This is a genomic window from Fuscovulum ytuae (genome assembly GCF_029953595.1).
GTDB lineage: Bacteria > Pseudomonadota > Alphaproteobacteria > Rhodobacterales > Rhodobacteraceae > Paragemmobacter > Paragemmobacter ytuae.
The window spans coordinates 3,777,936-3,803,486 of the sequence record NZ_CP124535.1 but is presented as its reverse complement, the minus strand read 5'-3'; the positions used below and the strand labels follow the sequence as shown (position 1 = coordinate 3,803,486).

Sequence of the window (25,551 nt, the reverse complement as noted above, 5' to 3'; positions counted from 1 at the left end):
CCCGCATTAAGGGTAACGCGCCCCACCCCCTTGTTTTCTGGCGAAAAAGATCCTCGGCGGTGAAGTGGCCGCAGGCCAAAAGGGGGCAGACTGCCCCCTGCAACACCAGCCCCCAGCGGAACGCCTCAGACCGGCTCCCCCGCCTCCATCCGCGCCAGAAAGGCCTCCGCGCCCGCCAGCACGGCGCGACGATGGCCCTCCTCCATCCGGTCCCATGTCCGATACATCTGCGCCATGCGCGGATTGCCCGCAAACCGCTCCCGGTGCCGCAGCAGGAAATGCCAGTAAAGCAGGTTGAACGGACAGGCCCGCTCCCCCGTCTTCTCCTTCACCCGGTAATGGCAGCCGCCGCAATAATCCGACATCCGGTCGATATAGGCCCCCGAGCTGACATAGGGCTTCGACCCCACCACCCCACCATCGGCGAATTGGCTCATGCCCACCGTATTGGGCGCCTCGACCCATTCGAAAGCGTCGACATAGACCGACAGATACCATTCATGCACCGCCCAAGGGTCCACCCCGGCCAGCAGCGCGAAATTCCCCGTCACCATCAACCGCTGGATGTGATGGGCATAGCCCATGTCCCGCGTCTGCCCCACCGCATGGCCCATGCAGGCCATCCGCGTCTCGCCCCCCCAATAGACCGCAGGCAAGGCGCGCTTGTGGCCAAGCGCGTTCCGCGCCGCATAATCCGGCCCCTCCAGCGCCCAGATGCCGCGCACGAATTCGCGCCAGCCGATAATCTGGCGGATGAACCCCTCCGCCGCATTGATCGGCACGCGCCCCGCCTGCCATTCCGCCTCAACCCGCAGACAGACCTCCATCGGCGACAAAAGCCCTAGGTTGAGGTAAGGCGAAATCAGCGCATGGCTCAGCGTGGGGTCCCCCGCCAGCATCGCATCCTGCTCATCCCCAAATCTGGGCAGCGCATGGCGCAGGAAATGGTCCAGCGCGGCCAAAGCATCATCCCGCGTCACGCCCCAGCCAAAGGGGCGCAGCGCCCCGAAATGCGACGCGAACCGCGATGCCACCAGCGCCAGAACCTCCTCCGTCACCGCATCGGGGGCAAAACGCGGCGGGCGCGGGCGGAACAGATCCGCCTTCGCAGGCTTGCGGTTGTCATGGTCGAAATTCCACTGCCCGCCTGCGGGTTTCTCCCCCTCCATCATCAGCCCGGTCTTGCGCCGCATCTCACGATAGAAGAACTCCATCCGCAATTGCTTGCGCCCCTCGGCCCAAGCCGCGAATTCGGCCTCCGAACACAGGAACCTATCATCCGGCAGAACCGTCACCGGCACCGGGCACTCCGCCAAAAGCTGCCGCAGCCGCCAATCCCCCGGCGCCGTGGCCATCACCTCGCCCGCGCCGAACTCCGCCGCGCGGCGGATCAACTCGCCCACGATGCTTTGCGTGTTCTCGGCATCGTCCAGCCGCGAATAGGCCACCCGCCATCCGCCCTCGCGCAAAGCTTCCGCGAAATGCCGCATCGCCGACAGGATCAGCGCGATCTTCTGCGGGTGATGCGGCACATAGCTGCCCTCCGCCATCACCTCGGCCATCACCACCACATCGCCGGGACGGCCCGCCCGCAAGGCCGCCATATCCGGCGCCAGCTGATCGCCCAGCACAAGGATCAGACGCGGCGCGCTCATGCGCCCCTCCATCCTGCGGCGCATCCCGCCGACAGGTGGTATTTGAGTATTTGGGCCAAGATGAAGCCACCGGTCAGAGAAAGGGTCACCACGGCACGACCTCCCCCTTCCAGTCAAAAAACTGCCCCGATTGCGCCGGCCCGACCCCGTCCAGCACGCGAAGCAGGTTCCCCGCCGCGACATCCGGCGTCACGGTCGGATGCCCGCCCGCATAGGCCGCCGTCAGGGGCGTCGCCACCGTGCCGGGATGCAACGCGACCAGAGCGGCATGCGGATGCGTCCGCGCCAATTCCACCGCGCAGGTCCGCACGATCTGATTAAGCGCCGCCTTCGCCGCCCGATAGCCATGCCAGCCGCCCAGCCGATTGTCGCCGATCGATCCCACCCGCGCCGACAGCACCGCCACCCGCGCCGCCCGATCCCGCGGGATCATGCGCCAGACATGTTTCAAAACCAGCGCAGGCCCGATGGTGTTCAACGCGAATTGCGCCGCCATCGCGGCACCGTCCAGCGCCTTCACGCTCTTTTCCGGCCGCGCCCCCGCAATCTCCAGCCCCCCCGTCGCCACAAAGACCAGATCGAACGCCCCCTCCAAATCCCCCAGCACCCGGACAAGCGACACCTCATCCGTCACATCCAGCCCATCGCCGGATCGCGACAGCCCCAGCACCTCGGCCCCGCGCCCCCGCAAGGCCCCGCAGACCGCCCCGCCGATCCCCCCCGATGCCCCGATGACCAATGCCCGCATGCCGCCCTCGCTTTCCGTCCGGGCAGATAACCCGCCGAAAACCCGCTTCAACCCGCGTTTTCGGCCTTGCGCTGCGGCAATTCCTGCGTATCGTCGCGCCCCATGACACGGGACCGGCATATCCTTTCGCTGACGGGAGCGCTTTGCGCCCTCTCTCCCCGTGGCCTGCTTCTCCTTACCCGCCTCTGAGCGTGCCGAAGGGCGCGACCGCTCAGAGGTGACCAGCGCCCAAAGGAAAAGCAGCAAGACGGCACAAGGACCACAGCCATGACCGACAAAAGCACGCAACCCCGCGTCCTGATCTTCGACACAACGCTCCGTGACGGCGAACAAAGCCCCGGCGCGACCATGACGCATGAGGAAAAGCTCGAAATCGCGGGCCTCCTTGACGAAATGGGGGTGGATATCATCGAAGCGGGCTTCCCCATCGCCTCGGAAGGCGATTTCGCCGCTGTTTCCGAAATCGCGCGGCGGTCGCGGAACTCCACCATCTGCGGCCTTGCGCGGGCGAATTACAAGGATATCGACCGTTGCTGGGAAGCCGTGCGCCATGCCCGCTCGCCCCGCATCCACACCTTCATCGGCACCTCACCGCTCCATCGCGCCATCCCCAATCTGGACATGGACCAGATGGCCGAACGCATCCATGACACCGTCACCCATGCCCGCAACCTGTGTGACAATGTGCAGTGGTCGCCCATGGATGCCACCCGGACCGAGGCCGATTACCTCTGCCGCGTGGTGGAAATCGCGATCAAGGCAGGCGCCACCACGATCAACATCCCCGATACGGTGGGCTACACCTACCCCTTCGAATCCGCCAAGATCATCCGCATGTTGCTGGAACGCGTGCCGGGGGCCGATACGATCACCTTTGCCACCCATTGCCACAACGACCTTGGCATGGCGACCGCCAATGCGCTGGCCGCGGTAGAGGCAGGGGCGCGCCAGATCGAATGCACGATCAACGGCCTTGGTGAACGCGCGGGCAATACCGCGCTGGAAGAGGTGGTCATGGCGATGAAGGTTCGCAATGATATCCTGCCATACAGCACGGGCATCGACACGACCAAGATCATGCACCTGTCGCGCCGCGTCTCGACCGTTTCGGGCTTTCCGGTGCAGTTCAACAAGGCCATCGTCGGCAAGAACGCCTTCCTGCACGAAAGCGGCATCCATCAGGATGGCGTGCTGAAGAACGTCGAAACCTTCGAAATCATGCGCCCCGAAGATATCGGCCTCACGCAGAAGAACATCGCGATGGGCAAACATTCGGGCCGCGCCGCGCTGCGGGCCAAGCTCAAGGAACTCGGCTACGATCTGGCCGATAACCAGCTGAACGATGTCTTCGTGCGCTTCAAGGCTTTGGCCGACCGCAAGAAGGAAGTCTATGACGACGACATCCTTGCGCTCGTCGCCGATGAACAAACCAACGATGCGCATGACGCGCTCGTCCTGAAAAAGCTGCGCGTGGTCTGTGGCACCGACGGCCCGCAAGAGGCTGACATGGTCCTGTCCATCGACGGGGTAGATCACCACATCGACGCTACAGGCGACGGCCCGGTGGATGCCGCCTTCAACTGCGTCAAGATGCTCTTCCCGCACAAGGCGCGGCTTCAGGTCTATCAGGTGGCCGCCGTGACCGAAGGCACCGATGCGCAGGCCACCGTTTCCGTCCGTCTGGAAGAGGATGGTCGCATCGTCACCGGCCAATCGGCGGATACCGATACGATCGTGGCCAGCGTGAAGGCCTATGTGAACGCCCTCAACCGCCTGATCGTCCGCCGCCAGAAAACCGCACCGGGCGAGGATGTGAAGACCGTGACCTATCACGGCGAGTGATCTTGCAGGGGGCGGCCCAGCCGCCCCCCCTCACACAACCCCGAACCGCGCCCGGATCGCCGCCACATGGGCGGCCAGTGCAGGCAGCCCTGCCCATTGCGCCAAAAGGTCCGCCCAGCGCACCGGCACAAAGACCACATCCGCCCCCTTCACGCGGCTTGCAAAATCCGCCACCTCCGCCGCATGGGCACGGATAGCCCCCGGATCGACGGGCTTGCCACTGGCCCAAGCCTCAGGCGCGGCATGCAAATAGACCAGCACCGCCCCCCGCCCACGCTTTCGCGCCTGATTGCGCAGCCCATAAGCGTGCTTCACCAACTGCACCGCATCCAGATGCCGATACCGCAGGCGCCCCGCCGAAAGCTCCGCCCGCAGCCGATCATAGGCCGCCATCCCCGGCCCCCAGTCGCGGCTGTCATAGGCCTCGGAAAACAGCACGGCCTTGCCCGGACGGAACGGCTCATAGCGCTTCGATTCCACCCCCACCAAGGTGGTGGCCGTCGTCACCGCCACATCCAGCCAAGGATGCCGCCCGCCCGACCAAGGGAAGCGCATCTCTGCCTCAACCTCCACAGCCTCAGGCCGCCCCATCGGCACGCCGGGCAAAGGCGGCAGGGCATCGGGCCGCTCCAGAAACCAGCCAAAGGCATTCACCGCCAACGCGGATGAGGACTCGGGGCTCGCGAATTTGCCGCTATCCACCTCGTTCCCCGGACTGCGCCGCAAGGCGGCGAGCAAGGCATCAACGGGAAGATCGGGCAGGAAATCGGGCATCTCGGCACCTCTCACTTTCCCCCGCCATAGGCCCAGCCCGCCCCAAAGGAAAGCCGCCCGCGCCCATCGACACGGATTTCCTTCCGGCCTTTCACGCGAAAAAGTGGCCACACCCCCGCCCGGCCCCCGGAATTTGCATCAAATTCCGTCGCGATTTCTGTGTCAGAAATCGCCGCCCGCCCGCTCTCATGTCCGAAAAGCACAAAGCGACCGCGCCAACACGCCCGCTCCACCGCCAATCCCACCGCAAAACCGCAAAGCCCCACCCCTACACGCGGAATTGCGCGGCCCGCTGCCTCACGGGCTTTCCCCACCCCCGGCCTGTCTTTATATGGAAACGTCCGTCCCGGCCCTGCCTGAGTCGCGGGGATATGTCATTTTCGTTTCAACTAGGATCACCCCAGCATGTCGGTACTCTCGAGCATCTTCTCGTCGGACATGGCGATCGACCTCGGCACGGCGAACACGCTCGTCTATATCCGCGGCAAGGGGATCGTGCTGAACGAACCCTCCGTGGTGGCCTATCACGTCAAGGACGGCAAGAAACAGGTCCTCGCCGTGGGCGAAGATGCCAAGCTCATGCTCGGCCGCACCCCCGGCACGATCGAGGCGATCAGGCCGATGCGCGACGGCGTCATCGCCGATTTCGACAGCGCCGAAGAGATGATCAAGCACTTCATCCGCAAGGTGCATAAGCGCACGACCTTCTCCAAGCCCAAGATCATCGTCTGCGTCCCCCATGGCGCGACACCCGTTGAAAAACGCGCCATCCGCCAATCGGTCCTTTCCGCTGGCGCGCGCCGCGCGGGGCTGATTGCCGAACCCATCGCGGCGGCCATCGGCGCGGGCATGCCCATCACCGACCCCACCGGAAACATGGTTGTCGATATCGGCGGCGGCACGACCGAAGTCGCGGTCCTGTCCTTGGGGGACATCGTCTATGCCCGCTCCGTGCGCGTCGGCGGCGACCGGATGGATGAGGCGATCATTTCCTACCTGCGCCGCCACCAGAACCTGCTGATCGGCGAATCCACCGCCGAGCGCATCAAGACCTCCATCGGCACCGCCCGCATGCCCGATGATGGGCGCGGCACCTCGATGCAAATCCGCGGCCGCGACCTGCTGAATGGCGTGCCCAAGGAAACCGAGATCAATCAGGCCCAGGTGGCCGAAGCCCTCGCCGAACCCGTCCAGCAAATCTGCGATGCCGTCATGCAGGCGCTCGAAGCCACGCCCCCCGACCTCGCCGCCGATATCGTCGACCGTGGCGTCATGCTGACCGGGGGCGGGGCGCTCTTGGGCGATCTTGATCTGTCCTTGCGCGAACAGACCGGCCTTTCCATCTCGGTGGCCAACGAGTCACTGAATTGTGTCGCCCTCGGCACCGGCAAGGCGCTGGAATATGAAAAGCAGTTGCGGCATGTGATCGATTACGACAGCTGATCCCGCACCGGGGCAGGCCATCGGAAAAGGGTAAGCCGTGGCAAAGTCGCGCAGCACAGGACCGGAAGATTACGCCCGCCCCCTGCGGCGGCTGTTTGTCGGCCTGCTTGTGCTTGTCCTTATCGGCCTGTTCCTCCTTTGGCGGATCGACAGCCCCCGCGTCGAACGCTTCCGCGCCGCCTTGGTGGATCGTGTGGTGCCCTCTTTCGACTGGGCGCTTCTGCCGATCACCAAGGCCGCCGCGATGATCGACGAATTCCAAAGCTACGCGAGCCTTTACGAACAAAATCAGGAACTCCGCCGCGAATTGCAGCAGATGAAGGCCTGGCGCGAGGCGGCGCTGCAACTGGAACAGAAGAATGCCCGCCTGCTTGACCTCAATCAGGTGCGGCTTGACCCGAAACTGACCCATGTCACAGGCGTCGTGCTGGCCGATAGCGGGTCGCCCTTCCGCCAATCCGTGCTTCTGAACGTGGGCGCGCGCGACGGCATCCGCGACGGCTGGGCCACGATGGATGGCATCGGGCTGGTGGGCCGCATTTCCGGCGTGGGTGAACGTACCTCGCGCGTGATCCTTCTCACCGACTCGAACTCCCGCGTTCCAGTCACCGTGCAACCCTCTGGCCAGCGCGCGCTTCTGTCGGGCGACAACAGCGCCTTGCCGCCACTCGAATTCCTTGAAGACGCCGATCTCGTCCGCCCCGGCGACCGGGTTGTGACATCGGGCGATGGCGCCATGCTGCCGGCTGGCCTTCTCGTCGGCCAAGTCGCCATGGGCACCGACCGCCGCCTGCGCGTGGTCCTTTCGGCCGATTACGAACGGCTGGAATTCCTGCGCGTCCTGCGCAGCCATGACCTCACCCCGATCACCGATGCGGGTGCCCTCATCGCCCCGCCCCCCGCCCCGCCCGAGGCCGAGGCCGAAACCGGCGAAGGCACCGCCACCAGCCCCGACCCCGCCGATCAAGGCAGCACGGGCGACGTGACCGAAGGCTCGCCGGGCCAAGGAGGAGCCGATGGTTGACAGCCTTCGCTCTTCCGTCTGGCTGTACCGTCTGGTCTTTCTGGGCCTCGCGGCGGCCTTCCTCTTTCTGAAACTCCTGCCGCTTGGATCGGTTGCAGGCGAATGGCCGGGGCCGGACATCCTGCTCTGCCTCATCTTCGCATGGGTTGTCCGGCGTCCCGATTTCCTGCCCGTCCCCCTGATCGCTGCCGTCCTGCTGCTGGAAGACCTGCTCCTGATGCGCCCCCCCGGCCTTTGGACCGCGCTCGTCATCCTTGCCACGGAATTCATCCGCTCTCGCGCAGCACTGACCCGCGAATTGGGCTTTGTCACCGAATGGCTGCTTGTCGCGGGCATGATGGCGGCTCTCCTCATCTCTTACCGTCTGGCCTTCGCCTTCGCCTTCCTGCCGCAACCCAGCTTTGGCTTTGCACTGGTGCAGACAGTCTGGTCCATCCTGTGCTATCCCCTTGTGGTGGCCGCATCCCGCCTTGCCTTCGACCTGCGCAAACCCGCGACGGGTGAGGTGGACGCCTACGGAAAACGCCTATGAGACGCACCGCCCGCGACACAGAGGAAAGCGCCCGCCGCATCACCCGCCGCTCGCTCATGATGGGCGGCGCGATGGTGGCGATGTTTGCCGTCCTTGGCGCAAGGATGCGCTTTCTTTCCGTCGAACAGGCGGATGAATTCCGGCTTCTGGCCGAAGAGAACCGCATCAACATGCGCCTCATCCCGCCCGAACGCGGCCTGATCTTCGATCGCAACGGCGTCCTGATCGCAGGCAACGAACAGAATTACCGCGTCACGGTCACGCGTGAGGCAGCGGGCGACGTGGATATGGTGCTGGCCCGTCTCACCAACCTCATCCCGATCACGGCCGAGGATATGGAACGGATCACCCGCGATCTCGACCGCAACTCGCCCTTCGTGCCCATCATCGTGGCCGACCGCCTGCCTTGGGAGGATTTCTCCAAGATCGCGATGAACGCCCCCACCCTGCCGGGCGTCACGCCCGAGGTGGGCCTGTCCCGCCAATACCCGCTGATCGAGGATTTCTCCCATGTCGTGGGCTATGTCGGCCCGGTCAGCGAACGCGATCTCGAAGAACGCCCCAACCCCGATCCCGTCTTGCGCATCCCCGAATTCCAGATCGGCAAGATCGGTGTCGAACGCTGGATGGAAGAAACGCTGCGCGGCAGCGCGGGCAACAAACGGATCGAGGTGAACCATGTCGGCCGCGTCATGCGCGAATTGGAACGCACCGACGGAATCCCCGGCCGTGATATCCAACTGACCATCGATGCCGAGGTGCAGAATTTCATTCAGGCCCGCCTTGGCGAAGAAAGCGCCGCCTGCGTGGTCATGGATGTGAACACGGGCGAACTTATCGCCTGCGCCTCCTCGCCCGGTTTCGACCCGAACCTCTTCGTGCGCGGCATCTCGCAGCGCGACTATTCCGCGTTGATGGAGGATGACCACCGACCGCTTGCCAACAAGACGGTGCAGGGCGCCTATCCCCCCGGCTCCACCTTCAAGATGGTCACCGCGCTGGCCGCGCTGGAAGAGGGGCTCATCACCCCTGAAACCACCCATTCCTGCCCCGGCTATATCGAATTCGGCGACCGTCGCTTCCATTGCTGGAAACGCGGCGGGCATGGCCGTGTGGACCTTGCTCGTTCTCTGTCGGAAAGCTGCGACGTCTTTTATTACGAAATCGCGCAAGAGGTCGGCATCGACAAGATCGCCGAGATGGGCAAACGCCTTGGCCTTGGCATCCGCCACGACCTGCCCATGTCCGCCATCACCGAAGGCATCATGCCCAACCGCGCGTGGAAACAGGAACGCTGGGGGCAGGACTGGCGCATCGGCGACACGATCAACGCCTCCATCGGGCAGGGCTATGTGCTGGCCTCTCCCTTGCAACTTACCGTCATGACCGCCCGCATTGCCACGGGCCGCGCCGTCGTGCCGCGCCTGATCCGCGCCATCGACGGCACGCCGCAACCAATGCCCGAGGCGGAACCGCTCGGCCTGTCCGGCACAAATCTCCGCGCCATCCAGAACGGGATGTATGAGGTGATGAACACCCAGCGCGGCACCGCCTATTCCTCGCGCATTGCCGATGACACCATGGTCTTCGCGGGCAAGACAGGCACCAGTCAGGTCCGCAACATCACCGCCGCCGAACGCGCGCGCGGCGTGATCTCGAATGACCAACTGCCATGGAACCGCCGCGACCACGCGCTTTACGTGGGCTACGCCCCCTATGACAACCCGCGCTATGCCGTCACCGTTGTGGTGGAACATGGCGGCGGCGGTTCTGCCGCCGCCGCGCCCATCGCCCGTGACGCCATCCTGCGCGCCCTGCACGAGGATATCCCTCCCCTCACCGCCTATCCCGCCAATCAGCGCGGGCGGATCGAGACGGACCTGAACGCCCTGCGCGAAAAACTCCGCGATGTCACCCAATCCGGCAATTCGCGGGCCTAGGGCGCAAGGGGGCATGGCATGAGCTTTCTGGAATATCAGGTAAAAACCGTCCCCTCCGGCCTGCGCAAGGTGCTTTACCTCAACTGGCCGCTGGTGGTTCTGGTCAGCGCCGTTTCGGCCGTGGGCTTCCTCATCCTCTACTCCATCGCAGGCGGCAACATGGCCGTCTGGGCCGAACCGCAGATGAAGCGTTTTGCGGCGGGCATGGTGCTGATGTTCGGCATAGCGCTGGTGCCGATCTGGTTTTGGCGCAACATGGCGGGCCTCGCCTATGGCGTTTCGATCCTGCTTCTTCTGGCGGTGGAATTCTTCGGCGTCGTCGGCATGGGCGCACAGCGCTGGCTTGATATCGGCCCCCTCCGCCTGCAACCTTCGGAACTGGCCAAGGTCACGATGGTGATGATGCTCGCGGCCTATTACGACTGGCTCGACCTCAAGAAAACCTCGCGCCCACTTTGGGTGCTGATCCCGGTCGCCATGATCATCCTGCCCACCTTCCTCGTGGTGATCCAACCCAACCTCGGCACCTCGCTCATGCTTCTGATGGGGGGCGCGGCGGTGATGTTCGCGGCGGGCGTCTCCATCTGGTATTTCGCCGTGGTGGCCGCGCTGATCGCAGGCCTCGTCTTTGCCGTCTTCGCCCTGCGCGGCACGCCATGGCAATTCCTGCACGACTACCAATATCGCCGCATCGACACCTTCCTTGACCCCTCTGCCGATCCGCTTGGCGCGGGCTACAACATCATGCAGGCCAAGATCGCGCTCGGCTCCGGCGGCTGGGGCGGCAAGGGCTTCATGCAGGGCACCCAGTCGCGCCTGAACTTCCTGCCCGAAAAACACACCGACTTCATCTTCACCACGCTGGGCGAGGAATTTGGCTTCGTCGGCGCCTTCTCGCTGCTGATCCTTTACGGCCTGATCCTCTTTTTCTGCTTCACATCCGCCGTGCAGAACAAGGACCGCTTCAGCCAATTGCTCATCATCGGGCTGGCGGCGAACTTCTTCCTCTATCTGGCGGTGAACCTGTCCATGGTCATGGGCATGGCCCCCGTCGTGGGCGTGCCCTTGCCCTTCCTCTCTTATGGCGGGTCGGTCATGCTGGTGCTGCTCATCGCCTTCGGCCTGATCCAAAGCGCCCATGTCCACCGACCTAGGTAACAGATGACCCTGACCATCCTCTTCGCCGCCTCCGATGCCAATTGGGCGGAATATGCCGCCCCCCTCCGCGCCGCCATCGCGGCCAAGGGCCTGCCCGCCACCCTCACGCGCGAGGCGGCACCAGAACAGGTGGATTACATCATCTACGCCCCCAGCTCTGCCCTGCAGGACTTCGCGCCCTACACCCGCTGCAAGGCGGTGCTGTCGCTCTGGGCGGGTGTTGAACGCATCGTGGGAAATGCCAGCCTCACCCAACCGCTTTGCCGCATGGTGGACCCCGGCCTGACCGAAGGCATGGTGGAATGGGTCGTCGGCCACACGCTGCGCCACCACCTCGGCATGGACCGCCATATCGTGAACCCCGGCCATGTCTGGGATCCGACCTGCCCGCCCATCGCCCGTGAACGCCCCGTCACCATGCTGGGGATGGGCGAGTTGGGCACCGCCTGCGCCCGCGCCCTTGCCGCCCTCAACTTCCCCGTCACCGGGTGGAGCCGGACGCCCAAACAGATCCCCGGCATCCCCTGCCTGCACGGGGACACGGGCCTCGATCAGGCCCTGTCCACCGCCCAGATCGTGGTCACCCTCCTGCCCCGCACGCCGGAAACAGAAAACACGCTGAACGCCCGCACTCTGTCGCTGCTGCCCAAGGGAGCGGTGATCCTGAACCCCGGTCGTGGGCCATTGATCGACGATGACGCCCTTCTTGCCGCGCTGGATGCGGGCCAGATCGGCCATGCGACGCTGGATGTCTTCCGCGTGGAACCCCTGCCGCAGGACCACCCCTTCTGGTCCCACCCGCGCGTCACCGTCACGCCCCATATCGCTGCCGACACCCGCGCCTCTTCGGCAAGCCACGTGATCGCCGAAAACATCCGCCGCGGCGAGGCGGGGGAAGCCTTCCTCCACCGCGTCGACCGCGCACGCGGCTACTGACCGCCCATCAACACAGGCAGCGCCGGGATCGCCCCCGTCGCCGTCGCCCCCCGCAGGGACGCCGCCGCTGCAAGGTGGCCCAGCCGCAGGCATGCCTCCGGCCCCCACCCCTCGTGCAGCCCGTAAAGGCAACCCGCCGCAAAGGCATCCCCTGCCCCGACAGGTGACACCACGTCCGAGGCAGGCACAGGGTCAGGCCGCACCACCACCGCCCCTGCCCCCGAAAGCCACAGCCCCAGCGCAGGCGTATGCACCACCACCACGCCTGCACCACCCAGGCGCAACCGCGCCGCCGCCGCCGCGACCCCGTCCAGATCATCCGGCCCCGTCACGGGCAAACCCGTCGCCCGCGCGGCCTCGCCCTCGTTCAGAAACAGCACATCCAGATGCGGCAGCGCCGCCGCCACCGTCTCGGCAAAGCCCTCCCGGTCGGTCGATACAAGATCGGCCACCGTCACCATCCCCGCCGCCCGCGCCCGCGCCAGAACCCGCGCGCCGCCCGAAGACCCGGCCTCAACCGCATCCAGCCGCCCCAAAAGGTTCAGATAGCCAAGGTAAAACACCTTCGCCCCCGCCTCTGCCACAGCCTCCACCGCGATATCGCCCTCATCCAGAAGGTCATTCGTGCCGGGATGGTAGAAAAACGTCCGGCTGTCCCCGGGCAGGTTCATCACATGGGTATGGGCCGTCGGCGCGCGCTCCGTCTCGGCCAGATGGGTGCCATCCGCCCCCGCCCCCTTCACCGCCCAGCGCACTGTCGCGGCGTGCCGGTCCATCCCCACCAAGCCGATGGCCCAAAGCGGCAAACCCGCCTGAAAGGCCGCAAGCGACAGCATCACATTCGCCGCCCCGCCCCCGGTCCCCTCCACCTCGTCCAAGATCCGCACCAGATCGCTTTTCGCGGGCCAAGCCTCGATCGTATGGACAATGTCCACGATCCAGTTCCCCGCGCAGGCGATGCCCCGCCTTTCCGAAACGGGCCGTGTCAATAGACCACCCCCACCGACTGCCCGCTCACCCCCGCCTGCAAGGCCGCCGTCAGCACCGCATGATGCGCCGCAGCCTCGTCTGGCGTGGCGCAGGGAAAACCCTTCGCATCGCCCCCCGCCAACTCATCCACAAAAGCCGCCCACATCTGCTGGATGGCGTCCGTAAAGCCGAACTCGAAAATCCCGCCCGTGATCGCCCCGAACAAAGGCGTATAGCCAAGGTCCTCGGTCACCCAGCCCTGCGCCCCGCCCGCCTCATAGCGCATATAGGACCATTGCCGTGGCGACTTGGTCGTAAAGAACGCCGACCCCTTCATCCCCAGCACCCGGATCGACCACGTATTCGCCTCTCCCGGCGCAATCCGCCATGTCTTCAGAACCATGGGGAAATCGCCCGCCCGATCCGGCACATGGCAAGTGATCGTCGCATTGTCCCATGTATCGCAAGCCGCACGCCCGCCCTTGCCATCGGGCCGCGTCTCCACCCGCTTGACCAGCGATGCCGTCACCCGCGCAGGCCGCCAGCCAAGGCGCAGCGGCACATGCAGCACATGCATCCCCAAATCACCCATGCAGCCATAATCGCCATTCACCCCCGCCATCCGCTTCCAATTGATGGGCTTATCGGGGTTGATGTCCGAAGAATGCAGGAAAGCCGCCTCCACCTCCAACATAGGCCCCACCGCGCCGGACCGGACAAACTCCACCACCTTCTGCGCACCGGGATAAAAAGGCATCTCGGATGAACAGCGCACCATCAGATCGGGCCGCGCCGCGATGGCCGCCATGATCGCCCGGTTCTGCGCCAGATCCATCCCAAAGGGCTTTTCCCCCAACAGATGCTTCCCAGCCGCCAATATCGCGGGGTAAATCTCGGCATGCAGCACATGCGGCACGGCGCAATAAACCGCCTCCACCTCGGGATTGGCCAGCAGTTCCCGGTAATCCGCCGTCACCTGCACCGGCCCCAGCGCATCGGTGAACCACCCCATCAACGCGGGGTTCGTGTCGCAAACCGCCACGATCCGTGGCCGCGCCTTCATCCCCGTCAGATGCATCCAGCGCGCGGCAGCAGAGGCAAACTCCCGCCCCATCAACCCGCAGCCAATGATGCCGAACCGAACCTCGCGCATCACGCCCCCCCGATCATGGCAAGCGCGACCTCAGGCGACGCCCCCTCATGCACCACCGCCATCAAGGCCCGCGTCATCCCGCCCGGATCGGGATGCTGGATCACATTGCGCCCATAAACGATGCCGCGCGCCCCCTGCCGCATCAACTCCGCCGTCCGCGACAGGATTTCGGCATCCGACACCCGCCCCCCGCCCCGCACCAGAACGGGCAGGCCTTGGGCAATCTCGATCACCCGATGATACTCCTGCACCTCCGCGCACGGGTCCGCCTTGATGATATCCGCCCCCAATTCCGCCGCCTGCCGGACCAAGGGCAAAATCTTGTCGATATCCCCATCCACCATATAGCCGCCCTTGGCATTGTCCTGCATGACCAAAGGCTCCACCATCAAGGGCATTCCCATGATCTCGCATTCCCGCTTCAGGGCATTCACGTTGCGCAGGCAGGCGCGATAGACCTCGGGCTGATCAGGCAGCATCAGCAGGTTCACCACAACACAGGCCGCATCCAGCACCACGCCCTGCTCCACCGCCCGGTCGATCACCTCCGAAAACAGCGCGCGCGGCAAAGGCGTGCCATAGACATTGGCAATATCCGTCCGCAGCACCAGCGCAGGCTTCTCCTTCCCCGGAATGGCCTGCAACAAGGGCGCCGTCCCCGGCGGCAGCTGGATCGCATCAGGCCGCGCCGCCGCCACCGTGCGGATCGCCCGCCCCATATCCTCGATCCCGCCCAGAAAGCTCCGCTCGTTGAACATCCCGTGATCGATCGCCACGTCGAAACACATCCCCGACGGGGCAAAAAGGCGGTTCATCCGGGCGGTTTTCATCGTGATCCCCTCATGGAAACGTTTCCACAAAGCCTATCCCACCCCCGCCCCCCGATCAAGCCCGCCGCACCCCGTGCAGAGGCAGGCGAAACTTTCCTCCGCCACCCCTCGTAGGTCTCGGCACAGGGCGGATGGAACGGTTCCGCCGCCCCAGATCGGAGAAGACCCATGTTCAAAACCACCTTCCGCACCCTCGCCCTCACCGCCCTGCTCGCCGCGCCGGCAGTTGCCCAAGACAATCCGATGGTGGGCGGTGCCCCCATGTTCGCAGACAAGAACATTGTCGAAAACGCCGTGAACTCGGCCGATCACACCACCCTCGTCGCCGCCGTACAGGCCGCAGGTCTGGTCGAAACGCTGCAATCTGCAGGCCCCTTCACCGTCTTCGCCCCGGTGAACGACGCCTTCGCCGCCCTGCCGGAAGGCACCGTCGACACCCTGCTCAAGCCGGAAAACAAGGACCTGCTGGTCAAGGTCCTGACCGCCCATGTCGTCGCGGGCAAATTGTCGGGTGCAGAGATCATGCGCCGCGCCCGCAATTCCGCAGACGGTTTCTACCACATGCAAACCGTCTCGGGGGACGCGCTCTCGGCGCAGGTGAAGGGCCGCAACCTCTATCTCATCGACGAAAGCGGCAATGCGTCACGGGTGACCATCGCCGACGTGAACCAGTCGAACGGTGTCATCCACGTCGTGAACGCGGTCCTCGTCCCGAAGTGATCCACCAAGCGGCGGCCTGCCCCCGGTAGGCCGCCCCTTTCGGGAAGGTGGGGTTCCACCCGACCACATCCCGCAAACCCCAAATGTCATGAATTGGCGCTGCCGTCCCAATCGCCAGCCAGTGGGCAGGGTCTCCCCGCCGCCCTCAGGCGCGCTTCAGCCGGATCACCACATCGACCCGCGCCACCTGCATCCCCTCAGGCGCGGCAGGCAGGCCCTCGATCCGCAGATCCTCGGCCGGGGCATCGGTCAGCGTGGCACTGTCTTCCCAATAGAAATGCGGATGATCATCCATCCGTGTGTCGAAATAGCTTTTCGACCCATCCACCACGACCTCGTTCATCAACCCCGCCTCGCAAAAGGCGCGCAGCGTGTTATAGACCGTGGCAAGAGACACCTTCTCGCCCGACTGCTCGGCCAGCGCGTAAAGGCTTTCCGCCGTCACATGCCGATCCTCGCCATCGCCCACCAGCAGCGCGGCCAAGGCCAGCCGCTGCCGTGTCGGGCGAAGCCCTCCCCGCGCCAGCCAATCCGTCCCGCGATCCTGTGCCGTCAGCGTCATGCCGTCGTCCATAAAATCTGTCTCTCATTGTCATATACGGCGGGACAGGCCGAAAATACAAATGAAAATAGGTCGCAGCGCCCCCCGGCCCCTCCATTTCACGGCCACTCCACGACCCTTGCCACCCCTTCCATGCGGGTGATACAGGGGGATTTGACGAAAAAATGACAAACCGGGAACCGATCTTCATGGCCGCCTATCCGAACAGCTTTGACCGCGACGCCCTCCTGAAATGCGCCCGCGGGGAACTTTTCGGTCCCGGCAATGCCCAGCTTCCCGCCCCCCCCATGCTGATGATGGACCGCATCACCGACATTTCGGAAGAAGGCGGCCTTCATGGCAAGGGCCATGTCGTGGCGGAATTCGACATCACGCCCGACCTGTGGTTCTTCGACTGCCATTTCCCCGGCAACCCGATCATGCCCGGCTGCCTTGGCCTTGATGGCCTGTGGCAACTCACGGGCTTCAACCTCGGCTGGCGCGGCTGGCAGGGTCGCGGCTACGCGCTGGGCGTGGGCGAGGTGAAGCTGACCGGCATGGTCCGCCCCGACCGCAAGATGCTGACCTACAAGGTTGATTTCACCAAGGCCCTGCAAACCCGCCGCCTGACCATGGGCGTGGCCGATGGGATCGTCGAGGCGGATGGCGAAGTGATCTACATCGTCAAGGACATGAAGGTCGCGCTCAGCGAGGCGTAACCCTTAGGGTGCGTGCCCGCACGCACCCCGCCCTACTCCCGATCCCCCACATACGCCACCATCCCCGGAAACTCCGGCAACCACCCCTCCCGCCGCACAGTCCACAATTCATACGACGGTGCAAAAACCCCCACCTCGTCCAGCGCCCCCAGATGCACCTCCACCTCGCCGGGGCTGCGCGAAAAGACCGACGATCCGCAGACCGGGCAAAAGCACCGCCCCCGATACTCCCCCACCTTTCCCGTCACCGCGACGCGCCCCTCCGCATAGATCGCCGAGGCATGGAACACCGCCCCATGATGCTTGCGGCAGTCCATGCAATGGCACAGCCCCACCCGCAACGGTTCACCCTCCGCCACGACCCGCACCGCGCCGCACAGACACCCGCCCGTCACCCGGTCCATCTTGCCCTCCCCCCCCAGTCCAATGGCCCATCCTTCCCCGCCGCCCTGCCTCAGACAACCCCAATCCCCTTGCCCCTTTCCCCCCTCTCCCTTAGAGACAATCCAAGACCATCGAGAAGGAGGCCGCATGCGTCGCGTCGTCATCACCGGGATCGGCATCGTCTCACCCATCGGCAATACCGCGGCCGAGGTAGAGGCCTCGCTCCGCGCGGGCAAATCCGGCATCGTCTTCGCCCCCGAATATGCCGAGCGTGGCTTCCGCTCACAGGTCCACGGCCAGCCCAATATCGTGCTGGAAGACCATATCGACAAACGCGACCTGCGCTTCATGGGCGATGGCGCGGCCTATAACTTCATCGCCATGGATCAGGCGATCAAGGACTCGGGGCTGGAAGAAAAAGACATCTCCAACGACCGCACTGGCATCATCGTGGGGTCCGGTGGCCCCTCGACAAAATCCTTCTTCAAGGCCCATAACGTGGTGCGCGAAACCGGCAGCCCCAAAAGGATCGGCCCTTTCGGCGTCACCAAGGGCATGTCCTCGACCACCTCCGCCTGCCTTGCGACCCCGTTCAAGATCAAGGGCGTCAACTACTCCATCACGTCCGCCTGTTCCACCTCGGCCCATTGCATCGGCAATGGCGCGGAACTCATCCAATTCGGCAAGCAGGACATCGTCTTCGCCGGCGGCGGTGAGGAACTGGATTGGACGCTCTCCTGCCTCTTCGACGCCATGGGGGCCATGTCCTCGAAATACAACGACGCCCCCGCAACCGCCTCGCGCACCTATGACGCCACGCGCGACGGTTTCGTGATCGCGGGCGGCGGCGGCGTGGTCGTCCTCGAAGAACTGAACCACGCCCTTGCCCGTGGCGCCAAGATCTATGCCGAAGTCACCGGCTACGGCGCCACCTCCGATGGCTATGACATGGTCGCCCCCTCCGGTGAGGGCGGCGAACGCTCCATGCGCCTTGCCCTCTCCACCCTGCCGCAGGGCCGCAAGATCGACTATATCAACTCCCACGGCACCAGCACCCCGGTCGGCGACGTGACCGAGATGGAGGCGATCCGCCGCGTCTTTGGCAAGGGCTCCACGCCCCCCGTCGCCTCGACCAAATCCCTCACCGGCCACTCCCTCGGCGCAACGGGCGTGCATGAGGCGATCTATTCCCTCCTCATGATGAACGGCAATTTCATCGCGGCCTCGGCCAATGTCACCACCCTCGACCCCGCGCTCGATCCGTCGGAAATCGTGACCACCATGCGCGATGGCGTGAATATCGACGGGGTCCTGTCTAACAGCTTCGGCTTCGGCGGCACCAACGCCACCTTGGTGATGAGCAAGTATCTCGGCTGACACTTCGGCCCGCGTGCAAAGGGGACAGGGACATGGCTGATCTGATGAAGGGCAAGCGCGGCCTCATCATGGGCGTGGCAAACGAACGCTCCATCGCCTGGGGCATTGCCGCCGCCATGGCCCGCGAAGGCGCAGAACTCGCGTTTTCCTATCAGGGAGAGGCCTTTGGAAAACGCGTCGCCCCCCTCGCGGCCTCCGTCGGCTCCGACTTTCTCGTCGATGTGGATGTGACCAATGACGAAAGCCTCGACGCCTGCTTCGCCGCGCTGAAAGATCGCTGGGGACGGATGGATTTCCTCGTCCACGCCATCGCCTATTCCGACAAGAATGAGTTGACGGGACGCTTCATCAACACGACACGCGGCAATTTCACCAATTCGTTGGCCATTTCCTGCTTCAGCTTCATCGACGTGTCGCGCCGCGCGGCGGAACTGATGCCCGAAGGTGGCACGCTGATCACCCTCACCTATGGCGGCTCAAACCGCGTGACGCCCAATTACAACGTCATGGGCGTGGCCAAGGCGGCGTTGGAAAGCTCTGTCCGCTATCTCGCCAATGACCTCGGCCCACAGAAGATCCGCGTCAATGCCGTCTCTCCGGGTCCGATGAAGACGCTGGCAGGTGCGGCCATCGGCGGCGCCCGCGCCACCTACCGCCATACCGAGGCGAACGCCCCCCTCCGCTCCAACGCCACGCTGGAAGCCGTGGGCGGCACCGCCGTCTGGCTCGCCTCCGATTACGGCTGCTTCACCACGGGCGAAGTGGTGCATGTCGATGGCGGCTATCATGTGCTGGGGATGCCGCAGCAGGACAATCTCGGCGGCCCGGCCGACAAGGGCTGACCGGGGACGATGGGGTAGAACCCCACGCTACATCCCCAAAGGTCCGACAGTTCAAGAGATCCAGCCCTAAACGGGCCTAGCGTCCCGCATCCGAAGCAGGGCCATTTCCGTTTTCATTGCTCTCGCCTCCCCCCCCTCACACCACCAAACCAACCTCGCCCACCGCGACAAGGCCCCCCGTATTGCCCGTCACCCGCAACATCTGCGCCGCGCGTTCCGCCACTGTGCCGTTCCTGAATATCCCGTCTCGGTCAAACCGCACCCCATCCAATGCCACGCGGCTTGCCGCATAGGCCGCATCGGCGGCATAGGCCGCCCGACAGGCCTCTTCCGGCAAGGCGAATTGCCCGGTCAACAGCGCCGCCCCTCCGTCCACCGCCGCCCCCGCATCGGCAAAGACCTCAAAATGCAGATGCGGCCAGCGCCCCGGATAGGTCCCCGGCACCACCGTCACCATCCGCACCCGCCCCTCGGCATCGCTGATGGCCACCCCGCGCAGATAATTCCGGTCCGGCGCGCCATAGATGGAATAGACCCCCGCCGCGTCGCATTGCCAGACATAGACCGCCCGCCCCGCCAGCGGCGCGCAAGCCCGCCGCACATCCACCAACCGCAGGTCCAGCCGCAGGGGCACCCCCGCCGCCACGGGCCGCAACCCGCCGATCGACTCACGGATATCCTCGCGGATCACCCCTGCCTCGGTCAGGATATTCACCACCTGCCCCGCGCGCACATTCGTGCCATCCGCCGGAAAGGGCCCCGCCATTTCCGCAGGCATCCCCACGCATTGCGCCCCATCCGGCCCGATCCCCGTCACCTCGGCCCCGCCACGCCCCGCCCCAAAGGCCAGCGCAGCGCCACCCCCCACCAACCCGGCAAGGATCGGCCGCCGCCCGATCAGCCCCGGCAAATCCGCCCGCAGCCCTTCAGCACGACGCTCTTCCCGCTCGCCACGTTCACGCCGCATCCCGCCCTCCGCCGCTGTTCCGACGATATACGCAGCAGCCACGGTCTTCCGACGCCCGATCACGCGATCGTGCCCAAGGCTCAATATCCAAAACTGTGGGAAAGCTTTCTGGAGCGGGCGGCGGGAATCGAACCCGCGTCTCCTGCTTGGAAGGCAGGGGTCTTACCATTACACAACGCCCGCGTTGCAGGCCTCTTCTACCCATCCCGCCCGACCGATGCAACCCGTGTCCGCCCCCCGGAACAAGCATACCGCAGCACCCGGCCAAGCCCCTTGGCCACACCCTCACCGCCCCAAGGACAAGTTCGCCCCAAGGCCCAACCCTCCCCCCTTCATCTTGGCAAAAATACTCAAATGCCCGGCCTCCCCCCATGCGACGCTGGCAAATCCGCAAGACCCGAACCCATCCCCCCGATGCAAGGCCTGGACCCCTCCCCCCTCTGGTGGTCCCCGCCCCCCACCGCACCAGCCCGCAGAACGCCACCAGCGCCCCTGTGATAGCTGTCCCCAGCGGCCGCCCACCCCAATGGGCCAAGTCCCCCCGCAGCGCGGGATTAACCCCGCCCCCGAGTCGCGTTAACCTTAACGTCCGGCAAAGCCACCGCGCGTGGCCACAGAATGCTGCACAAAACCCGGCACAAAACAGGGCACAACCGATGCAGCCCGATCTTCCCGGTAAATACAGCGTTCTCAGACAGTTACAGGCTCGATCAACTCCGGCCCCTCGGCCCGGTTGGAATTCACCCGCGCATCCACCCGATGGCAGGTCAACACCCCCTCGGCCGAGGCCTTCATCAGGACCGCCGCCCCATGCCCCGCCTCACCCAGCCACAGGGGCCAATCCCCCCGCTCCAGAACCACCGCCTCGCGGTGATGCAGTCCCGCCATCCCCGGCCCAGCCTCGGTCGAGACGATGGCGACGGTGTCAATCTCCCCCCACCTCTGCCAAATTCCGGCAAAGGCCATGGGGTTCCCATCCATCCGCTTGAAATACCAAGGCAATTTCCGCCCCTCCACCGCCTGCCATTCGTAAAAGCCAGAGGCCGGAACGATGCAGCGCCGCGCCCTGACGGCCTCGCGGAAGGCAGGCTTGGTGGCGATTGTGTCGGACCGCGCATTGATGATCAGCGGCCCGTCATTCGGGGCCTTGTACCAGGCCGGGATGAACCCCCACCGCATCGCCCGCAACCGCCGCGCGCCGCCCTCAGATGTCACCACCGCCACTTGCGTCGTGGGGCAGATATTGAACCGTGGCACAGGCGGCAGATCATTCCCGATCACGGCATCAAACAGCCGCGCAATCGCCTCGTCTGGATGGGTGATGGTAAAGCGCCCGCACATGCCGCCATCCTAGTCAAAGCCCCCCGAAAGAAAAGACCGCCCCCTTGGGGGGGCGGTCAGAAAGCCGTCCACAAACCCTCACTTACGGGTGATGCGCCCATCCGTAAAGGGTTGATAGGGAAGGTTTTTCGCCAGATATTCGGCCGCCACATCGGCCAGATCAGGGCCGAAATCATAGGCATTGGCCGCCGACCTGAACATCGCATAACCATCCCCGCCACCACGGACATAGTTGTTCGACACCACCTTATAGGTCGCCGCCGGATCGATCGGCGCCCAATCCGCCCCGGCCTTCACCATCACCTCGGACACCCGCGCCCCCGGTGCTGCCGCCGGATCGAAGGCGTATTTCAGCCCCGCCACCTGCGGAAAACGTCCGGCCCCGTCCTCGATCTGGCTCACCCCGTTTTCCAAGGCTGCCACGATCGCCTCACCCGTCACCTCAAAGGTCGACAAGGTGTTCTGGAAAGGCAGCACCGTCAGCACCTCGCCCATCGTCACAGGGCCCGCATCGATGCTGGCGCGCAAGCCGCCGCCATTGGTGATGGCAATGGTAACCCCTTGATCTGCCACGCGATCCAGCATCGCCTCGGCCACAAGGTTGCCCATCTCGCATTCGCCCGCGCGGCAGGTCTCCCGCGCCCCGTCGATCGGGGCCGCCGTCTCGGCCACAACCCGGTTCTTCAATTCCTCGATCGGCCCGGCCAGTTCCGCCACCCGCGCCACAATCGCCGGATCGGGCGTAACCGAGGCATCCAGAAGGATCGTATCCCCCCCGGCATGAACCAACCGCCCCGCATCATCAAAGGTCAGCTCCAGATGGCCCACATATTTGCCATAGGCATAGGCCTGCACCACGGGGACAAGATCGCTCTCCCCCCGCGTCACCCAAGTGGGATAGGGGCCATGACGCGCCGGATCGCGGGCTGACAGGTAGGTATGCGAATGCCCGCCCACCACCGCATCAATCCCCGGCACCGCCGCCGCAATCTCCTGATCCCGCGGCAGGCCGACATGGGTCAGCGCGATGATCTTCGTCACCCCTTCCGCCTCAAGCGCCGCGACATCCGCCGTCAAGCTTGCGATATCATCCTGAAAAACAACGCTTTCTCCGGGGCTTGATGTTTCGGGCGTATCCGTGGCGAGGGCCGAGACGATGCCAATCCGCTCGCCCCCCACCTCAAGCACCAAATGATCCTGCACCCGCCCGGCCAGAACCGCCGACCCGCTCACATCAAGGTTGCCCGAAGTGACGGGGAAGGTCACCTTGTCCAGAAACCCGCCAAGCCCGTCTGGCCCATCATCAAATTCATGATTGCCCACCGCCATCGCGTCAAATCCGATGGCCTGCATCATCTCGGCTTCCACGGACCCCTTATAGGTCGTGTACATCAGACTGCCCTGAAACTGATCACCTGCATCCAGAACGATCACATTCTCGCCCGCCGCCGTCAGGGCGTCCCGCAACTCGCGAATCTTTGTGGCCACCCGCGCCGCACCGCCAAAGCATTCTCCAGCCGCTTCCGCCTCTGCCCCGCAGGTGGAATCGGATTTGCTGATCGGCTCCACACGGCTGTGAAAATCGTTGATATGCAGCACATGCAGCCGATATTCCGCCGCCGCCTGCCCGGCAGAAAGCGCGACAACCGCCGCACCGGAAAGGAAAATCCTCCTCATCGAAATCCACTCCTTCTGTTGCTTGAAGGGTCAGCCTGCCGCCCACATCCCCCCCTGTCAAACCCGACGTCGCGAAAAGCCGCGCCCCCGGACCATCCCAGAACCGCCGCGCACCATTGACCCGCCTGCCCGCCCGGTGCATGAACCGCCCATGCTGATCTACAAGATCTTCCGCCGCCCCGAATGGGATGCCTTCCGCGCCGCCGGTGAAACCGACGGTGCCCCCATCGACGTGACCGACGGCTTCATCCACTTCTCCACCGCCGCGCAGGTGGCGGAAACGGCAGCCAAGCATTTCGCCACGGAAAGCGACCTCGTCCTCGTCGCCCTGAACGCCGATACGCTTGGCCCCGCTCTGAAATGGGAACCCTCACGCGGTGGCGCGCTCTTTCCGCATCTCTACCGCCGCCTGACTCTGGCCGATGTCATCTGGGACAAGTCCCTCCCCCTTGGCGCGACCGGGCATATCTTCCCCGAAGGCCTGTGGTGACCCTTCTCGAACGCGCTGCCCTCTCCCTCCTGCACCGCCTCGACCCCGAGGTGGCGCATGGCCTCTCCATCAAGGCGCTGCAATCGGGCCTCGCCCCCGGCCCCGGCCCCGTAACCTCGCCCGGCCTTGCCACAACGATGGCAGGCCTTTCCCTGCCCAATCCGGTGGGCCTCGCCGCCGGCTATGACAAGAACGCCACAGCCCTCGCCCCCCTGTCGCGCGCGGGCTTCGGCTTTGTCGAGGTGGGGGCTGCCACCCCTCGCCCACAACCGGGCAACCCGAAACCGCGCCTCTTCCGCCTGACGGAAGACCGCGCCGCCATCAATCGCTTCGGTTTCAACAATGACGGGATGGAGGCCATCGCCACCCGCCTCGCGGCCCGAACCCTCGGCCCGGTTCCCGTCGGCCTCAACCTCGGCGCCAACAAAGACAGCGCCGACCGCGCCGCCGATTTCGCCACCGTCCTTGCCCGCTGCGGCCCGCATGTCGATTTCGCCACCGTCAACGTCTCTTCCCCCAACACCGAAAAGCTGCGCGATCTGCAAGGCCGCGCCGCCCTCGCCGCCCTTCTTGGGGGCGTGATGGAAACCCGCGCGCGCCTCGCCCGCCCGATCCCCGTCTTTCTGAAGATCGCGCCCGACCTCACCGAAGCGGATCTGGCCGAAATCGCGGAAGTGGCCCTCGCCTCCGGCATCGCGGGCATCATCGCCACCAACACCACCCTCTCCCGCGACGGCCTGCAAAGCCCGCATCGTGGCGAAACCGGCGGCCTCTCCGGTGCGCCGCTGTTTGAAAAATCAACCCGCACCCTCGCGCGCCTGTCGCAGCTGACCGATGGCAAACTCCCCCTCATCGGCGTGGGCGGCATCTCCACCCCCGAACAGGCTTGGGAAAAAATCCGCGCCGGGGCCAGCGCCGTGCAACTGTACACCGCCATGGTCTATGAGGGCCTCTCCCTCATCCCCCGCATCGCCCAAGGCCTTGACACGCTCGCCAAAAAACACGGCTTTGCCCGTGTCACCGATGCCACCGGCACGGGCCGCGACCGCTGGCTCTGACCCGCCCCTTCATCTTGGCGACAAATACTCTGCGGGGGTGAGCCGCCAAAGGCGGCGAGGGGGAGCAAAGCCCCCTGCAACGCCTGCCAAGGGCGCGACGCAGCCAAGAACGAATGTCAGACCGCCCCGCTCAGAACGCCTTGAAGGTCATCGTCGTCAGCGTTCGCACGATCCCCGGAATATCGAACAACCGGGACGACAGGTAATGCCCCACATCCTCGTCATCGGGGATATAGACCTTCGCGATCAGGTCATATTCCCCGCTGGTGGAATAAAGCTCGCTCACCACCTCGCGGTTATAGATGGCATCGGCCACTTCATAGGTCTTGCCGGGGGTGCAACGGAACTGGACGAAAACGCAGCGCATCTTGTGCCTCCTGATCTTGGGCAAAGCCTATCCAACCCGCCGGCCTGATACAATTTTCTTCGAA

At 65.0% G+C, this 25,551-nt stretch carries 25 protein-coding genes and 1 tRNA gene; 13 read left to right on the top strand and 13 right to left on the bottom strand.

The features are described 5' to 3' along the window. Positions 1–125: 125 nt before the first annotated feature. Together QF092_RS18215 and QF092_RS18210 are read right to left on the bottom strand one after the other, a co-directional pair. Entirely contained in the window at positions 126–1,655 is a 1,530-nt protein-coding gene (locus QF092_RS18215; RefSeq protein ID WP_281466228.1) for a cryptochrome/photolyase family protein, read from the bottom strand. Positions 1,656–1,740: 85 nt separating this feature from the next. Continuing rightward, on the bottom strand, positions 1,741–2,403 hold the full coding sequence (locus tag QF092_RS18210) for an SDR family NAD(P)-dependent oxidoreductase (protein ID WP_281466225.1): 663 nt from the start codon (positions 2,401–2,403) through the stop codon (positions 1,741–1,743). A 267-nt stretch (positions 2,404–2,670) separates the two neighbouring features. Here QF092_RS18210 and QF092_RS18205 point away from each other — a divergent pair, with 267 nt between their 5' ends. Further along, the gene (locus QF092_RS18205) at positions 2,671–4,245 is read left to right on the top strand and encodes a 2-isopropylmalate synthase (RefSeq protein ID WP_281466223.1); all 1,575 of its coding nucleotides are present in this window, start codon (positions 2,671–2,673) and stop codon (positions 4,243–4,245) included. 30 nt (positions 4,246–4,275) lie between these two features. On the opposite strand, the gene QF092_RS18200 is transcribed toward QF092_RS18205, so the two are convergent. After that, entirely contained in the window at positions 4,276–5,019 is a 744-nt protein-coding gene (locus QF092_RS18200; RefSeq protein WP_281466221.1) for a PGN_0703 family putative restriction endonuclease, read from the bottom strand. A gap of 405 nt (positions 5,020–5,424) precedes the next feature. Between QF092_RS18200 and QF092_RS18195 the strand changes: the two genes are divergently transcribed. Genes QF092_RS18195 through QF092_RS18170 form a run of 6 tightly spaced genes read left to right on the top strand, consistent with a single transcriptional unit; the run spans position 5,425 to position 12,052 of the window. Next, positions 5,425–6,462: a rod shape-determining protein gene (locus QF092_RS18195; RefSeq protein ID WP_281466220.1), complete on the top strand. Its 1,038-nt coding sequence runs from the start codon at positions 5,425–5,427 to the stop codon at positions 6,460–6,462. 37 nt (positions 6,463–6,499) lie between these two features. Beyond that, the gene (gene mreC, locus QF092_RS18190) at positions 6,500–7,486 is read left to right on the top strand and encodes a rod shape-determining protein MreC (protein ID WP_281466218.1); all 987 of its coding nucleotides are present in this window, start codon (positions 6,500–6,502) and stop codon (positions 7,484–7,486) included. Next, positions 7,479–8,018 (top strand): rod shape-determining protein MreD, encoded by a 540-nt coding sequence (locus tag QF092_RS18185; RefSeq protein WP_281466216.1) that lies wholly within the window; start codon positions 7,479–7,481, stop codon positions 8,016–8,018. The genes mreC and QF092_RS18185 overlap by 8 nt, the downstream gene beginning before the upstream one ends. Beyond that, on the top strand, positions 8,015–9,958 hold the full coding sequence (gene mrdA / locus QF092_RS18180) for a penicillin-binding protein 2 (RefSeq protein WP_281466214.1): 1,944 nt from the start codon (positions 8,015–8,017) through the stop codon (positions 9,956–9,958). The genes QF092_RS18185 and mrdA overlap by 4 nt, the downstream gene beginning before the upstream one ends. Positions 9,959–9,976: 18 nt before the next feature. Next, positions 9,977–11,116: a rod shape-determining protein RodA gene (rodA, locus tag QF092_RS18175; RefSeq protein WP_281466212.1), complete on the top strand. Its 1,140-nt coding sequence runs from the start codon at positions 9,977–9,979 to the stop codon at positions 11,114–11,116. A 3-nt stretch (positions 11,117–11,119) separates the two neighbouring features. Then, entirely contained in the window at positions 11,120–12,052 is a 933-nt protein-coding gene (locus QF092_RS18170; protein WP_281466210.1) for a 2-hydroxyacid dehydrogenase, read from the top strand. Here the strand turns inward: QF092_RS18170 and QF092_RS18165 are convergent. Genes QF092_RS18165 through QF092_RS18155 form a run of 3 tightly spaced genes read right to left on the bottom strand, consistent with a single transcriptional unit; the run spans position 12,046 to position 15,004 of the window. Further along, positions 12,046–13,041, bottom strand: coding sequence for a carbohydrate kinase family protein (locus tag QF092_RS18165; protein ID WP_281466207.1), 996 nt, complete (start codon positions 13,039–13,041; stop codon positions 12,046–12,048). The genes QF092_RS18170 and QF092_RS18165 overlap by 7 nt on opposite strands. Continuing rightward, positions 13,038–14,174, bottom strand: a complete 1,137-nt coding sequence (locus tag QF092_RS18160; RefSeq protein ID WP_281466205.1) for a Gfo/Idh/MocA family protein — start codon at positions 14,172–14,174, stop codon at positions 13,038–13,040. Before QF092_RS18160 ends, QF092_RS18165 begins: the two co-directional genes overlap by 4 nt. Beyond that, positions 14,174–15,004: a class I fructose-bisphosphate aldolase gene (locus QF092_RS18155; RefSeq protein ID WP_281466203.1), complete on the bottom strand. Its 831-nt coding sequence runs from the start codon at positions 15,002–15,004 to the stop codon at positions 14,174–14,176. The genes QF092_RS18160 and QF092_RS18155 overlap by 1 nt, the downstream gene beginning before the upstream one ends. Positions 15,005–15,172: 168 nt before the next feature. Between QF092_RS18155 and QF092_RS18150 the strand changes: the two genes are divergently transcribed. Next, positions 15,173–15,724, top strand: coding sequence for a fasciclin domain-containing protein (locus QF092_RS18150; protein WP_281466201.1), 552 nt, complete (start codon positions 15,173–15,175; stop codon positions 15,722–15,724). Between the two features lie 145 nt (positions 15,725–15,869). On the opposite strand, the gene irrA is transcribed toward QF092_RS18150, so the two are convergent. Then, positions 15,870–16,298, bottom strand: a complete 429-nt coding sequence (irrA, locus tag QF092_RS18145) for an iron response transcriptional regulator IrrA (RefSeq protein ID WP_281466199.1) — start codon at positions 16,296–16,298, stop codon at positions 15,870–15,872. Positions 16,299–16,474: 176 nt separating this feature from the next. Here irrA and fabA point away from each other — a divergent pair, with 176 nt between their 5' ends. Continuing rightward, complete coding sequence (fabA, locus tag QF092_RS18140) at positions 16,475–16,984, top strand: bifunctional 3-hydroxydecanoyl-ACP dehydratase/trans-2-decenoyl-ACP isomerase (protein WP_281466197.1); 510 nt, start codon at positions 16,475–16,477, stop codon at positions 16,982–16,984. Positions 16,985–17,016: 32 nt separating this feature from the next. Here fabA and QF092_RS18135 read toward each other — a convergent pair whose 3' ends face one another. Beyond that, a complete protein-coding gene (locus tag QF092_RS18135) occupies positions 17,017–17,388 on the bottom strand; it encodes a GFA family protein (protein WP_281466195.1) in 372 nt (123 codons plus the stop codon). A 127-nt stretch (positions 17,389–17,515) separates the two neighbouring features. On the opposite strand from QF092_RS18135, the gene fabB reads away from it, so the two are divergent. Together fabB and QF092_RS18125 are read left to right on the top strand one after the other, a co-directional pair. Next, the gene (fabB, locus tag QF092_RS18130) at positions 17,516–18,745 is read left to right on the top strand and encodes a beta-ketoacyl-ACP synthase I (RefSeq protein WP_281466193.1); all 1,230 of its coding nucleotides are present in this window, start codon (positions 17,516–17,518) and stop codon (positions 18,743–18,745) included. Between the two features lie 32 nt (positions 18,746–18,777). Next, complete coding sequence (locus QF092_RS18125; protein ID WP_281466191.1) at positions 18,778–19,587, top strand: enoyl-ACP reductase FabI; 810 nt, start codon at positions 18,778–18,780, stop codon at positions 19,585–19,587. Between the two features lie 136 nt (positions 19,588–19,723). Here the strand turns inward: QF092_RS18125 and QF092_RS18120 are convergent, their stop codons facing one another. The 4 genes from QF092_RS18120 to QF092_RS18105 all read right to left on the bottom strand — a co-directional run bounded on the left by QF092_RS18120 (position 19,724) and on the right by QF092_RS18105 (position 23,572). Continuing rightward, the gene (locus QF092_RS18120) at positions 19,724–20,596 is read right to left on the bottom strand and encodes a dioxygenase family protein (protein WP_281466189.1); all 873 of its coding nucleotides are present in this window, start codon (positions 20,594–20,596) and stop codon (positions 19,724–19,726) included. Positions 20,597–20,663: 67 nt separating this feature from the next. Beyond that, a tRNA-Gly gene (locus QF092_RS18115) sits at positions 20,664–20,737 on the bottom strand. Positions 20,738–21,244: 507 nt separating this feature from the next. After that, positions 21,245–21,895 carry an SOS response-associated peptidase gene (locus QF092_RS18110; protein WP_281466187.1) on the bottom strand — a complete coding sequence of 217 codons (651 nt, stop codon included), beginning with the start codon at positions 21,893–21,895 and terminating at the stop codon, positions 21,245–21,247. Between the two features lie 78 nt (positions 21,896–21,973). Beyond that, positions 21,974–23,572, bottom strand: a complete 1,599-nt coding sequence (locus tag QF092_RS18105; RefSeq protein ID WP_281466185.1) for a bifunctional metallophosphatase/5'-nucleotidase — start codon at positions 23,570–23,572, stop codon at positions 21,974–21,976. Between the two features lie 151 nt (positions 23,573–23,723). On the opposite strand from QF092_RS18105, the gene QF092_RS18100 reads away from it, so the two are divergent. Beyond that, a complete protein-coding gene (locus QF092_RS18100) occupies positions 23,724–24,062 on the top strand; it encodes a DUF952 domain-containing protein (protein ID WP_281466183.1) in 339 nt (112 codons plus the stop codon). Beyond that, the gene (locus QF092_RS18095) at positions 24,059–25,120 is read left to right on the top strand and encodes a quinone-dependent dihydroorotate dehydrogenase (RefSeq protein ID WP_281466181.1); all 1,062 of its coding nucleotides are present in this window, start codon (positions 24,059–24,061) and stop codon (positions 25,118–25,120) included. Before QF092_RS18100 ends, QF092_RS18095 begins: the two co-directional genes overlap by 4 nt. Before the next feature lie 130 nt (positions 25,121–25,250). On the opposite strand, the gene QF092_RS18090 is transcribed toward QF092_RS18095, so the two are convergent. After that, a complete protein-coding gene (locus QF092_RS18090; protein ID WP_281466178.1) occupies positions 25,251–25,487 on the bottom strand; it encodes an Lrp/AsnC ligand binding domain-containing protein in 237 nt (78 codons plus the stop codon). Between the last annotated feature and the right edge of the window lie 64 nt (positions 25,488–25,551).

Bases quoted from the DNA above. Each gene is read 5' to 3' on its own strand.
- QF092_RS18215 (WP_281466228.1), bottom strand. From the start codon at position 1,655: ATGAGCGCGCCGCGTCTGATCCTTGTGCTGGGCGATCAGCTGGCGCCG.
- QF092_RS18210 (WP_281466225.1), bottom strand. From the start codon at position 2,403: ATGCGGGCATTGGTCATCGGGGCATCGGGGGGGATCGGCGGGGCGGTC.
- QF092_RS18205 (WP_281466223.1), top strand. From the start codon at position 2,671: ATGACCGACAAAAGCACGCAACCCCGCGTCCTGATCTTCGACACAACG.
- QF092_RS18200 (WP_281466221.1), bottom strand. From the start codon at position 5,019: ATGCCCGATTTCCTGCCCGATCTTCCCGTTGATGCCTTGCTCGCCGCC.
- QF092_RS18195 (WP_281466220.1), top strand. From the start codon at position 5,425: ATGTCGGTACTCTCGAGCATCTTCTCGTCGGACATGGCGATCGACCTC.
- QF092_RS18185 (WP_281466216.1), top strand. From the start codon at position 7,479: ATGGTTGACAGCCTTCGCTCTTCCGTCTGGCTGTACCGTCTGGTCTTT.
- mrdA (WP_281466214.1), top strand. From the start codon at position 8,015: ATGAGACGCACCGCCCGCGACACAGAGGAAAGCGCCCGCCGCATCACC.
- rodA (WP_281466212.1), top strand. From the start codon at position 9,977: ATGAGCTTTCTGGAATATCAGGTAAAAACCGTCCCCTCCGGCCTGCGC.
- QF092_RS18170 (WP_281466210.1), top strand. From the start codon at position 11,120: ATGACCCTGACCATCCTCTTCGCCGCCTCCGATGCCAATTGGGCGGAA.
- QF092_RS18160 (WP_281466205.1), bottom strand. From the start codon at position 14,174: ATGCGCGAGGTTCGGTTCGGCATCATTGGCTGCGGGTTGATGGGGCGG.
- QF092_RS18155 (WP_281466203.1), bottom strand. From the start codon at position 15,004: ATGAAAACCGCCCGGATGAACCGCCTTTTTGCCCCGTCGGGGATGTGT.
- QF092_RS18150 (WP_281466201.1), top strand. From the start codon at position 15,173: ATGTTCAAAACCACCTTCCGCACCCTCGCCCTCACCGCCCTGCTCGCC.
- irrA (WP_281466199.1), bottom strand. From the start codon at position 16,298: ATGGACGACGGCATGACGCTGACGGCACAGGATCGCGGGACGGATTGG.
- fabA (WP_281466197.1), top strand. From the start codon at position 16,475: ATGGCCGCCTATCCGAACAGCTTTGACCGCGACGCCCTCCTGAAATGC.
- QF092_RS18135 (WP_281466195.1), bottom strand. From the start codon at position 17,388: ATGGACCGGGTGACGGGCGGGTGTCTGTGCGGCGCGGTGCGGGTCGTG.
- fabB (WP_281466193.1), top strand. From the start codon at position 17,516: ATGCGTCGCGTCGTCATCACCGGGATCGGCATCGTCTCACCCATCGGC.
- QF092_RS18125 (WP_281466191.1), top strand. From the start codon at position 18,778: ATGGCTGATCTGATGAAGGGCAAGCGCGGCCTCATCATGGGCGTGGCA.
- QF092_RS18110 (WP_281466187.1), bottom strand. From the start codon at position 21,895: ATGTGCGGGCGCTTTACCATCACCCATCCAGACGAGGCGATTGCGCGG.
- QF092_RS18105 (WP_281466185.1), bottom strand. From the start codon at position 23,572: ATGAGGAGGATTTTCCTTTCCGGTGCGGCGGTTGTCGCGCTTTCTGCC.
- QF092_RS18100 (WP_281466183.1), top strand. From the start codon at position 23,724: ATGCTGATCTACAAGATCTTCCGCCGCCCCGAATGGGATGCCTTCCGC.
- QF092_RS18090 (WP_281466178.1), bottom strand. From the start codon at position 25,487: ATGCGCTGCGTTTTCGTCCAGTTCCGTTGCACCCCCGGCAAGACCTAT.